The organism is Lentilactobacillus sp. (assembly GCF_040773105.1).
In the GTDB taxonomy this organism is placed as follows: Bacteria; Bacillota; Bacilli; order Lactobacillales; family Lactobacillaceae; genus Lentilactobacillus; species Lentilactobacillus parabuchneri.
The window spans coordinates 1-2,108 of the sequence record NZ_JAXGWW010000298.1; the positions used below are offsets into that span (position 1 = coordinate 1).

The following is a 2,108-nucleotide window of genomic DNA, read 5'->3' on the forward strand; positions in this document are numbered from 1 at the left end:
CACTGAAACGCCCTTTGGTGCCCAACCCGTTACCGATACGCCTTCTGGAATGGTGACCCAACCGAGGCCTTCGATTACCAAGTCGCTTTTTTCAGTCGACTTGAACTCATGCGGCTCTAATGGTGGGAAATCATCTGTCTGGTCTTCCATCGGAGGGGTTAAAAACGACCCAACGTGGCTTGCATAAAATTCATCGGCGTTTTCCAGTTTGGTGCGGTGAATAAACAAGTTATTCTCCGCGTATACCGTAAACCCGTGCTTCTTATCACCCGTGTTATAGTCAAACCGCGCAACGCCACCGAAGAAAAGCGTTTGACCGGGGTTTAATTGATATCCCTTGGGTTTAATCGTCTTTTGCGGGGTAACTAATTTGAGTTCCTTACCCGTTAGATGATGGGCCATCTGTTCGGGCTGAATGATTCCCGGCGTGTCGACCAGATTTTTGCCGTCGTTTAACGGAATATCAATTCGATCAAGGGTCGTTCCTGGGAAACGCGACGTCGTAATGAGTTCCTTAATCCCCGTCGACTGACGAACAATCGAATTAATCAGCGTTGACTTTCCAACGTTGGTAACGCCAACTACATAAACATCCTTGCCTTTTCGATACTTTTCAATCTGATCCAGTAGTCGATCAATGTCGTAATTGGTTTTGGCTGAAATCAGCTCAACATCAATCGGTCGAATCCCGGCTGCGTTGGCTTGTTGGCGCAACCAATCCTTGACCTTATTTTTCTTGAGGGCTTTGGGTAAAACGTCCAGTTTGTTTCCAACCAGCAATACCGGATTGTCCCCAACGAATCGGTGAAGGCCAGGAATCATACTGCCGTTAACATCGAAAATATCCACCACATAAACAATCAGTGAATCCGTATCGGAAATACTGGTTAATAGCTTCAAGAAGTCATCGTCTGATAAACTGACGGGCGCGATCTCATTATAATGACGGAGTCTAAAACAACGTTGACAATAAACTTCCCCGTTTTCGAGTCCCTTTTTAAGAGCAGATTCCGGAGTGTACCCCAATGCCTCTTTATCGGTTGTTTGCACTTTGGCACCACAGCCAACACAATGAACGACTTCACCGTCTACAATAACTTCATTATTTGCCATACTTCCTCCTATTTCCAATGCAGATCTGGATATTTCTTCGACAATTTGTTCCAGACAATTTTTTCAAAATAGCGATTGATGGTGGTATTCCACGCATCATCACGGACCAAAGGTTTGACCAAAATGCTGCGAACGCCGCAACTATTGGCGGCAACGACGTCGGTCATCAGTTGATCACCGATCATAACGGTGTTACGTTTTTTGAGATGAAATTGCTTCAATGCTTGACGAATCCCGATCGTCAGTGGCTTCATTGCCCGTGGCACGAATGGTAGTTCATAGTCTTGAACGGCTTTTTGAATGCGCTTATGGCTGTTATTTGAAACAACAATCACTTTAATGCCAAATTTTTTGTTTTCAGCCAGCCAGTCATGTAATGCGCGGGAACCATTTTTTGAGTTCCACGGTACTAAAGTATTATCTAAATCGGTTAGAACACAGTTGATATTATGATCCAACAGGAACTGTGGAGAAATTGAATAGATATCTCCAATCATCCATGTTGGTTTAAATCGAGACAACATATGTCGCTCCTTAAATATAGTAGATTTATTTAAAAAAACTTCCACCAATCTATCGGTGAAAGTCATTTTAGCACATCAAAATTACTTAAGTGCCTTTTTAGCTTCGTCAGTCAATGCTTTGAAAGCATCAGCATCACTAACAGCTAAATCAGCAAGCATTTTACGGTTCATGTCGATGTTGGCAAGCTTCAAACCGTGCATAAATTGGCTGTAGCTGAGGTCGTTAAGACGAGCAGCAGCATTAATACGGGCGATCCAGAGTTTACGGAAGTTACCTTTGTTGGCACGACGGTCACGGAATGCGTATACCTGTGACTTCATAACCTGATCTTTGGCAGTCTTGAATAAACGAGACTTTCCACCGCGGTAACCCTTAGCTAATTTTAAAACACGCTTACGACGTGCATGTGTGACTGTTCCACCTTTTACTCGTGGCATTTTGAATTCCTCCTATATTTTGAAAAGTAATAA

3 protein-coding genes are annotated in these 2,108 nt (G+C 43.5%); all 3 read right to left on the reverse strand.

Going from position 1 to position 2,108, the window contains the following annotated elements:
* Positions 1-1,113, reverse strand: a 1,113-nt coding sequence (gene yqeH / locus AB3112_RS10935) for a ribosome biogenesis GTPase YqeH (RefSeq protein WP_367334505.1), incomplete at its 3' end; no start/stop codon positions are given.
* An 8-nt stretch (positions 1,114-1,121) separates the two neighbouring features.
* Entirely contained in the window at positions 1,122-1,637 is a 516-nt protein-coding gene (locus AB3112_RS10940; RefSeq protein WP_057910432.1) for a YqeG family HAD IIIA-type phosphatase, read from the reverse strand.
* A gap of 81 nt (positions 1,638-1,718) precedes the next feature.
* Positions 1,719-2,075: a 50S ribosomal protein L20 gene (gene rplT / locus AB3112_RS10945; RefSeq protein ID WP_057910433.1), complete on the reverse strand. Its 357-nt coding sequence runs from the start codon at positions 2,073-2,075 to the stop codon at positions 1,719-1,721.
* Positions 2,076-2,108 lie beyond the last annotated feature (33 nt).

Bases quoted from the DNA above. Each gene is read 5' to 3' on its own strand.
- AB3112_RS10940 (WP_057910432.1), bottom strand. From the start codon at position 1,637: ATGTTGTCTCGATTTAAACCAACATGGATGATTGGAGATATCTATTCA.
- rplT (WP_057910433.1), bottom strand. From the start codon at position 2,075: ATGCCACGAGTAAAAGGTGGAACAGTCACACATGCACGTCGTAAGCGT.